Raw genomic sequence first — 8,935 nt, 5'->3', positions numbered from 1 at the left:
CTGAGTCTGACGGGTTTTACGTTGCCTTCAGAGTGGGGAGGATGTTCCGGTTCTGGACCATACGACATCGACGAATATGCAAGGCGAGCAGATGATTGCCCTGCAAGCCAGTATTCGCTGCATGTAGTACGCCACTGCCATTGGGTGCCTCCAGAAGCTGCGTGAGGAATTGAAAAGAAGACATCAATCTCCTCTACTTAATGATCCTTCACTCCCATTATACACTATTTAGCATTTATAGTGCTTTTATCCTCATTTGTTACAAGCAAACGATCAATAATTTTATCCAGAGCAGCCTGTTTTCGATCCTCATCAGCGTAGATTGCACACATGGTCTGTGCAACAATAGGCTGATAAGTAGTATTCAATATTTCTAGAGATTTCTCAAATTGTTCTGCAACATGCATCTGAGTATTTGCACTTAATTTTCCCAGAATTGTTGCAAGAGTTGTTCCAATACCACCAATAGAGCCTAGAACAGCACTATAGGTAAATTGCTGGAAAAACAACATTACAACAGAAAGAACTAGACAAAACACGCATGCTATAGCCCCTAAAATATTGATAAATCTCACGACAGCAAATGCTTCATCAGCTTGTTTCTTACTGCTATTAAAAAATTCATTGATTAAGGACTGATGGTCCTTAGTAATTCTCTCGATTTGAGTAGACGCTCTCCTCGTTTTTACATTCATTGATGAGCCAGACAATACATCTTTTTTCGTACTATCTTGCTCCTCCTCTGGCTCGAGTAGTGCTATTATTTGCGCTAGTTTTTCCCTTATTTCTTGAGCTTCCACATTCTGTTTATCCTGCTGTGTAGATAGCAAGCCCTTAATAGAGGTGAGCCGCTCATTATCCTCTTGCAAAGTAATATACTGTTTTTCCATATTACTTTCTAAAACATCTAACTTTTGCATTATATCGTTGTTCCCATCTATTATTTCTTCCACATACCCTACACTTCCTGCATTTATTTTATTCTCTAACGAACGTATCACATCTCCTTGCAAAAGGGTAAGCTGTTGGCTTAGGCTCTCTTTGAGAGAATCTAATAAGAAAATGCTTTTTTGTTCTATAGTCTGAGATTGTTCACGAACAATTCTTTCCCTAGTTTCTTCAAACACTTCTTCTACCCGTTGCCATTCAGTATGTTGAGCGATCCCAGGCATTAGTTCTTCGATAAGTATTTTCTTTAATTGCTCCATAGTCTGAGACTGTTCATGAACAAGGGTTGCAGAAAGCTTTCCAATAGACTCTTCCAATTGCTGTACATTTACACCTAGCTGACGCTCTACTTCATTTAGGTGGTTCTCACTTTCCTGATGAAAATCACGAGATTGTTTTATCAGCCGGTTATAGAGCTCTATTGTTTGCATTTCAAGAGTGTGACGCAAATGATCATTGCTGGCCTCAATTATTTGCTGCAAATCTCTCTCTTCTTTGCCTGAAGAGGTATTTAGTAATAACGTCTTTTTATTATCATCAGATTTTTGATATCCTATCTCCCAATCCCTACACTCCCATTTCTCAATATAATTTAAAATATCAGCCAGATAATACACTTTCGGATATCTTTTACCACTTCGATCTATCAGCGTATCAATATCATTTTGTTCTTGATACTCATTTCCATGGCTTAACGAGAGAATCCACCCCCATTTTTGTAAGCGCACATCATCTAGAGGGACACGAGTAGCAATCACATTAGCTCCATCTTTTCTTACTGAATGAAGCACAGGTATGTTTACATCCAAAGCAATCTCTTGAAAATCTGTCATATTTTTCCTCCTAACTTACTCATTTGATACAAATATCTCTCTTCTCTTTTTAGAAACGCAAGAGATTTCTCACTTTAAAATATCCTCTACTACTACATGCCATATGTGTTAGTTAAAACACACTATAAAGGGCAAAGAGCTGCAATATAATAACAATGGTTCAGGAAGCTTGCCTTCGTCAAGTATCAGAGATACATTTATCATTAGCAAATTAAAAAGATCTTATTTGACGCGTAATGCTGGCTCTCCCGCTACCCAATGCACTTCATCAGCAATGAAGAAGACTATCTCCTCGCCAGTGAGCGGCAAGAAGAGCAAGTTCGAAAAGAACAAAAAGTGATGGAAGAAATGCAGGAAACAGTCAAACGGAATACGGGCCTTCTGGCTCTCAAAGTAGCTCGCCACTTACAAGCGTCCATTGCACAACGGCACAATCCCTTATGCTCTGGAAAAAAGCATTCTTCTGGCTATTGAGGCCTTCAGATACACGCCTACGGAGGACGTTTATTCCGTTCTACGCGATGGATTGGCCTTACTACCACGCCTTGTTGCTCGTCATCGCTGTACTGGAGAAGTAGATCACTGGCTTTTAGCGCCAATGGATATGTCTTCACCGCGACAGGTATCGAGATCCTCTGGACCTGTCATTACGATCTCTATCAACTCGAACAAGGATATATGAAACCAAGCAGTGTACCTGATCAGCAAGCGATAGCCGGAAGTATGATAATGGTACTGAGCGCAAACAGCGAATATCTCCTGACAGGCAACAGTAACGGCTATGCCTGTCTTCTTGAGACTGCTTCTGGACAGCCACTTGTATTCTTCAAACTTCAGAGAGCCATTTGCACCGCCCTTCTGCGCGAAACCACAACAACGCGGGCGATCATCGTCGAGCAAACAGACTGCTATTGGGTACCCCCAGAAGCCGCGTTAGGCGCGCAGACATGTAAGCACTTGCTCCGTTGTTGTAGGGCTCAACATGCTTTTCTTGCCATCGAGTGGTCTCTTTCTCTCTATGTCCATTGCATCACAAACCATGTATCCTTGAAATGATGGGCGTTCAGGTCACATGAATATATTGCTCCATGCACGGAAACAGAAAAAACGAGTGATTTCGATGTTTGAATCATTGCTCAGGTTACCGCGCATCAGTATGGATGCAAATTTTTACCGCATCGGAGGGAATTCACAGTAGCGGCCCAGGAAGCTCCCGTCTTCAGGCGGGAGAGGAATGGGTCTGCTGCAAAGGCTGCTTAAGCGTGCCAAAGCGAGAACAGCAGCGTCTCCCTCTCAAACATGACAAATGTTTCAGAATGCTTGACACGATCTTCATCGGATGATACGCTTCATACCATGGAGCGAGAGCGGACGCACAGAGAACGAAGAACGCTTCTCGCCCGGTCCTGCCGGACGAGAACGGAGCACCTGTCAATTGTCCCTGATGTGTCGAACAAGGAAGCCAAAGCAGAGCGCCTACACCGGTTCCCTGAGGTGCGGTGGAGTTCAGACACAAGCCTTCTCCTTCTGGTGGAGGTGATTGACTGCTTGCGACAACGGCTATTCTACAACTTCGGCGCATGTTTCACCTGGATATCCCCCTGCGCTCACTCTTTGATGCCCCGACCTTTGCCGATCTGGCACGTCATATTGACTTGCTCAAACTTGGTCTTACGCCGAAGCCGCAGGAAGGCACAGAGTATGCATGGTATAAAGATGCCGTTTTAGATACATCGATCGTTCCTGATGGCACGCTTGATCTTGAGGCTGCCCTTGCGCCGCGAGCTGTTTTCCTGACAGGCGCTACCGGTCTGCTTGGTTCAGCTCTGCTGTTTGACCTTCTTTGCAATACAAAAGCAACGGTCTACTGTCTGGTGCGAGCTGATTCACCGGAACAGGCTCGCAAGAAGCTTGAAACAAAGCTTGCTCCTTATACAGCGCTTGCCGCGGTCGATCACTCTCGCATTGTTCCGGTGATCTGGCAAAGCCGGAATTCAACCTTAGCATGAAGCAGTTTCAGCAATTAGCCGGACGGGTAGATGTCATATATCATAGCGGGGCCGCACTTCAGTACACAGCCTCATATCAGGATCTCAAGCCCATTAATGTGAAAGGAACGCAGGAGGTGCTTCGCTTTGCCTGTGCAGGACGGCGCATCAAACCTGTGCATTATGTCTCTACCCTGTCTGTTTTCCCGACATACACTGCGGATACGCCCCCAATGCACGAGGAAACATCTATAGAGTTTGGCTATGACGGTCTGGAAGGGGGATACGCTCAAAGTAAGTGGGTTGCAGAGCGCCTGATCATGCAGGCTCGAAAACGTGGGCTTCCTGTCACTGTCTACCGGCCCTCGCGGATTGTCTTCCATAGTCATCTGGGATTATGGAACCAACACGATTTTCTGGCGCGGGCAACACTGGGAATCCTGCAACTGGGCTCCGTTCCCGATATTACCGGTGATTATAATCTGATCCCTGTGGATAGCGTTAGCCGTGCTATTGTAGAGCTTTCCCGCCAGCCGGACACCCTGGGGCATACATTCCACCTCACTAATTCCCAACCGACGAGCCTGGAACACTGGGTAGCATGGCTTCGCTCATTTGGCTACTCGCTCCGGTCTCTCCCTTATCATGCCTGGTATGATGAACTGATCAATCAGGCGCAGCAAAATAGTGAGCTTATCCTTGCGTCGCTGCTGATGTGGTTCCCGTTGCCTTCAGAGATTAAAGATCGCCATGTCACCTACCCTGGTTTTAAAACAGTCATTGAAAATCAGCAGACAATGGAAAGGCTCAGGCGCTTGGGTATAGAGATACCTTCAGTTACAGAGCGAATGCTGCATCGCTTCCTCACTTTTGTGCAGCAGAAGAAGTGACTTCTCAGGGCAAGATCAGGGTAAGAACGGTCGTCGTCAATGGAAGCAGGATCTCTCGCTCTTTTCTCTGGCAATGTTTGAACTTGTTCGAGCAGCGAAGGCAGGAAACTCGCCTTCGCTGCTTCGCCATTTCTATCACACTTGTTGATAAGGCCTGTACATCACGAGAGAGCGGAACTGTGAGATACAGTAGCAGTATTGACCTTCAGGAGGCATTCATTCAACTGTCTATTCGCTCCAGCACAATCACTGGGATCTTGCGCTCAGTATTACGTTGGTATTCAGCAAACGCCGGCATCTGATCCGCCATCTGTGTATAGAGTCGGGAGCGTTCCGGCTCTTCTGCTATCACTGCTCGTGCCTGAAAACGCTCGGGACCTACCTCCACTGTTACGATGGGATGAGCAAGCAGGTTATAATACCAGTCAGGGTGAGAGCTACTCCCATTGTTAGATGCAATGAGAATAAACCGATCACGGTCGGTTGTATACGCCAAAGGTGTTGTCCGGGGCTGATTACTCCTGGCTCCAAGAACGGTAAGCAGAAGGAGCGGGACGTCAGCAAACTTCCCGCTGACCTTTCCTCCATTGGAGCGAAACTCCTCTATCAATCTCCGATTATATTCCTTCTGATTACTCATCATGCTTCCTTTCCTGAATATGTGCCCGTCTCTCTTCGTCCACATAGGCACCACTGCTTTATACACAGTTTCTGTATGGCTTATTTCTACATTCTCAGAAGAAGCAAGTGGATAAGCCTTCATGTTATTGTTCGTCTCTTGTCCGGAATAAACAACGCTCGCTTCTTCTGGACTTCAGGATAGCAGAGAAAAGATGGCTGGTAAATGACAAATAACAGGAAATATACTGCATTCACAAAACAACAAAAGGAAAAAAAGCCCGATGACTTTATGATCAAAAAGGCTACTGGATAGCACCGTCTGGAAGATTCTACGCGAACTTCAATACGACGCCCGGATCTCTTTCAATGCGTTGAGGCAACACGCTGGCCTGTCTACTCCTGATGTGGCGGAGCGCGTACGTAAAGTTGAAAGAGGCTGGTATTCTGACGGGCCGAAGTCCCTGGTCTTCTGGCCTTCTCAAGGTTCACAAGGGTAGCTTTCTCCCTGAACCAAGCTGACAGGCATGTCGATATACATGAGCAGCGAGAGCTACATCTTCGATGGCCAGGCCAAATGGATTCACCAGACAGATATCTTTTTTCGTTTTTCTCCCTACCTTCGTCCCGCACACCAGCTCTCCTAACTGGGCATCTACTCGGCGGCAGCGCCTCTCATCCTGCGGGAACGCTTCGTCAGGTCCAATGAGTTGCCCACTTCGATACATACGCCCGAGCAAACGCCGCGTATCAGCGCGCACCAGTTCCCAATCATCAACAATCACCGTATCCGCTTGCAGCACCACTTCCGGCAGAACATCATCCAGGGAAACATGTACGACAATCGCCCCGGGCTGTAACCACTCATACTGAATATATCCTTCCGTCACCGTGGTTGCCGGGATCACCACCTGTGCCGGGCGGATTGCCGCTTCTGCCGAATGCATCTCTTTCAACACAACGCCACGCCGATATAACTCGGGCTCTAACATATGCTGAACTCGCTCCACCTGTCCCGGGATCAGATCATAGACCAATAGAGTTCGTAGTGTGGGCAAATATCGCAGCATCAGTTCCAGATGCCGTTGCGCAATCACTCCAGCACCAATCACAGCCACTGTTTCCACAGGCGCTCCCTGTAGCAGTAAAATGGCCAGCATACTGACACTGGCGGTACGAACACTGGAAAGATATGCCGCTTCCATCACACACACCACCTGTGCTGTAAGCTCATCATATAACAGAGTAAGCCCACTGGCTCGAGGGATTCCACGACGTTGAGGATTCGCAATATTCCCGTTGATCACTTTTGTGCCAGCAAATTGAATCTCTCCCCCGACATAGGCAGGCATATTCAGGCTTCGCACATGTTCCCCTTCTCCATTCACCCACCCCAGATACGCTTCATCAGGTAGAATCGTCTGACCACTCCCATGTAACTGAAATACCTCGCGCATGATCGCAGTACTATCCAGGTCAGCACACACCCGCATCACATCCTCACGCGTGAGATATAAAAAACTGTTTCGCATATTTCACCTCTTTCATCAAAAAAAATAATAACAATCTCATTTCATCTGACTGGCAACAGAGCGTGAACCTATTCCCGGGATCTCACAACGCCTTTGCCCGGATCAACAGCCAGGCATGAAGGCACACAACGGGGCTGAGTCAGTAATGCTCCTGGTTTGTTATTCAGATCAAGACCGTTCTGTTGAATCCACTCATCATTGTAAATAGTGTTCAAGTAGTTTTCTCCCCCATCCGGGCAAAGGCAGACAACATGCTCCAGCTCAGCAGCCGCAGCCAGATAACTCGCACAGGCAAAAAGTACAGCCCCACTGGAACCACCGAGGAATATATCTGCCTCTCTGGCGAATAGCCGGCAGGTCGCAAAAGCCTCTTCATCCGAAACAAGGCGATACTGGCTATAGTGATGCGACTGAATGAAGTATGACCGTCTAGATGCTCCGATACCGGTTAGCTTGCGAGGAGCTGATACTGTATCAAAAATCACAGAGCCATAAGCATCGACCGCAATAATTCGGGTTTCCGGGCTCACCGCCGCAAAATAGTCCCCGATACCTGCCAGTGTCCCGCCAGTAGAGACCGCAACAAAAAGAGCATCAACCTGACGATCCATTTGTTGATAGATTTCTGGCGCAGTGGTGATAGCGTGGATACGAGGGTTGGCGGGATTCATATATTGATTCGTCCAGACATACCGAGGATGCATATCGCAGAGCTTTCTTACTCGTTCCAGACGGGACAGGAGATAGCCACCACTTTCATCAGGCTCCTCAACAAGCTCTAGTTGGGCTCCGAAGCGAAGCATTTTAGCAATGTTCTCCTCGGTTGTTTTTGGGTCAATGACAGCAATAAAAGGGTACCCTTGCTGCTGACAAAGATACGCCAGAGCGACGCCTAAATTGCCAGAGGTTGATTCAATAATCACGCTATCAGTTGTGAGCTTGCTTTCCTCTGCCAACGACTGTAGCAACCCCATTGCAGTTCTATACTTGACAGAACCGGTCGGGTTGGCTCCCTCTAATTTGAGATAGACGCGCTGACGTTTCCCATATATAGTTATGTCGACAGCCTGTAAAGGCGTATAGTTTTCCGTATGACCATCATGAGAATCTCTATTGATGAAAGCTTGCATGCCTCTCTCCTTTGTTTTGAGGTGTCCTTTCCTTCAGCTTCTCCACGCTCTATCACTGTTTCAAGCACAAAAAACTGGTTCTGGCCTTACGCCAAAAGTTTGAGGGATTGAGCACAGGCAACCGCCTGAGTACGACTCTTTACCTGCAATTTGGAGTAAATATTGTTCATATGCCTCTTCACGGTTCCTTCCGCAATACAACACTTCTGGGCAATTTCACGATTAGAAAAGCCTTGAGAAACATATGCGAGGATCTCTAATTCACGCTCGGTGAGTAATGGTGCATCTTCCACAGAAAAGTCTTCTCCACGCCTCCACTCATTTTCCCCGGGATACCCTGTAAAAAAGATTTCCAGTATGTCCTGTACCATCCCCATGAGCGCCTTCATGTTTGAAGCATGCTGCTGTAAAGTGATCTGTAAAAGGCGTCGCTCCTGGGGGAGGAACGAGAGACTGATACCCATTAAGGAATTCGAGGCAAGGAGATGAGTACGCTGTGCACCTTGCTGCTCAACATATGAAGGGGAAGAGCCTGCAAAGAGCTGTAACGATGGAAGGCCAACGGCTGCCAGTTTTCTATTATATTCCTGAAAAGCATCTTTCATCTGCTGTACCAAAACCTTGCTCTCCAACCAACCACACAATTGAATACTTATTGTGATTGAAATAGAAGATGAGCTTGTTTTTGCCTCTGACACCTCCACTGCCCTTAAAGACACGTCCAGGCTCTCCAGAGAAAAAAGATTGCAGAGCCGAACGAATAAATGAAAAACCGGCACAGGCAAAGCTCTTCGCCGAGAATCAGAAAACTGTACAGGGCTTCCGACATATTGCATATCTCTCTCCTTCATCTTCGTTAACCTGTGGAGGGAACAGGCTCTCTTTTCTCCGTACGGTGCTGACCGGTGGCTCTGAACTATGCTGTGGTGATTTCTCACAACCAAATCCTTGAACAACGTCGCGAAAAGGCCCGCATATTTTTCGTTTGAGTCGCAA

Annotated in this window: 7 protein-coding genes and 1 pseudogene; 2 read left to right on the top strand and 6 right to left on the bottom strand. The window is 46.9% G+C overall.

What is annotated here, in order from left to right:
• Positions 1-16 precede the first annotated feature (16 nt).
• Positions 17-184 carry a hypothetical protein gene (locus tag KTH_RS13855; protein ID WP_497619427.1) on the bottom strand — a complete coding sequence of 56 codons (168 nt, stop codon included), beginning with the start codon at positions 182-184 and terminating at the stop codon, positions 17-19.
• A gap of 40 nt (positions 185-224) precedes the next feature.
• Positions 225-1,781, bottom strand: coding sequence for a hypothetical protein (locus KTH_RS13850; RefSeq protein ID WP_497619425.1), 1,557 nt, complete (start codon positions 1,779-1,781; stop codon positions 225-227).
• 1,544 nt (positions 1,782-3,325) lie between these two features.
• Here KTH_RS13850 and KTH_RS13845 point away from each other — a divergent pair.
• Positions 3,326-4,659 (top strand): annotated as a pseudogene (locus KTH_RS13845) (thioester reductase domain-containing protein).
• Positions 4,660-4,879: 220 nt separating this feature from the next.
• Here the strand turns inward: KTH_RS13845 and KTH_RS13840 are convergent.
• Positions 4,880-5,302 carry a nitroreductase family deazaflavin-dependent oxidoreductase gene (locus KTH_RS13840; protein ID WP_497619423.1) on the bottom strand — a complete coding sequence of 141 codons (423 nt, stop codon included), beginning with the start codon at positions 5,300-5,302 and terminating at the stop codon, positions 4,880-4,882.
• Between the two features lie 283 nt (positions 5,303-5,585).
• Between KTH_RS13840 and KTH_RS13835 the strand changes: the two genes are divergently transcribed.
• Complete coding sequence (locus KTH_RS13835) at positions 5,586-5,777, top strand: Lrp/AsnC family transcriptional regulator (RefSeq protein WP_497623239.1); 192 nt, start codon at positions 5,586-5,588, stop codon at positions 5,775-5,777.
• Here the strand turns inward: KTH_RS13835 and KTH_RS13830 are convergent.
• From KTH_RS13830 to KTH_RS13820, 3 genes are all read right to left on the bottom strand, one after another.
• Positions 5,766-6,809 (bottom strand): ornithine cyclodeaminase family protein, encoded by a 1,044-nt coding sequence (locus tag KTH_RS13830; RefSeq protein ID WP_497619421.1) that lies wholly within the window; start codon positions 6,807-6,809, stop codon positions 5,766-5,768. The genes KTH_RS13835 and KTH_RS13830 overlap by 12 nt on opposite strands.
• A 68-nt stretch (positions 6,810-6,877) precedes the next feature.
• Positions 6,878-7,939 (bottom strand): 2,3-diaminopropionate biosynthesis protein SbnA, encoded by a 1,062-nt coding sequence (sbnA, locus tag KTH_RS13825; protein WP_497619419.1) that lies wholly within the window; start codon positions 7,937-7,939, stop codon positions 6,878-6,880.
• Positions 7,940-8,025: 86 nt separating this feature from the next.
• Complete coding sequence (locus KTH_RS13820) at positions 8,026-8,775, bottom strand: response regulator transcription factor (RefSeq protein WP_497619417.1); 750 nt, start codon at positions 8,773-8,775, stop codon at positions 8,026-8,028.
• Between the last annotated feature and the right edge of the window lie 160 nt (positions 8,776-8,935).

It is taken from the genome of Thermosporothrix sp. COM3 (assembly GCF_059696735.1).
Note: the sequence above shows the minus strand (reverse complement) of the source record. Positions and strands in the feature narration are given on the sequence as shown.

Coding starts and splice junctions, on each gene's coding strand:
- KTH_RS13840 (WP_497619423.1), bottom strand. CDS start 5,302: ATGATGAGTAATCAGAAGGAATATAATCGGAGATTGATAGAGGAGTTT.
- KTH_RS13855 (WP_497619427.1), bottom strand. CDS start 184: ATGTCTTCTTTTCAATTCCTCACGCAGCTTCTGGAGGCACCCAATGGC.
- sbnA (WP_497619419.1), bottom strand. CDS start 7,939: ATGCAAGCTTTCATCAATAGAGATTCTCATGATGGTCATACGGAAAAC.
- KTH_RS13820 (WP_497619417.1), bottom strand. CDS start 8,775: ATGCAATATGTCGGAAGCCCTGTACAGTTTTCTGATTCTCGGCGAAGA.
- KTH_RS13830 (WP_497619421.1), bottom strand. CDS start 6,809: ATGCGAAACAGTTTTTTATATCTCACGCGTGAGGATGTGATGCGGGTG.
- KTH_RS13850 (WP_497619425.1), bottom strand. CDS start 1,781: ATGACAGATTTTCAAGAGATTGCTTTGGATGTAAACATACCTGTGCTT.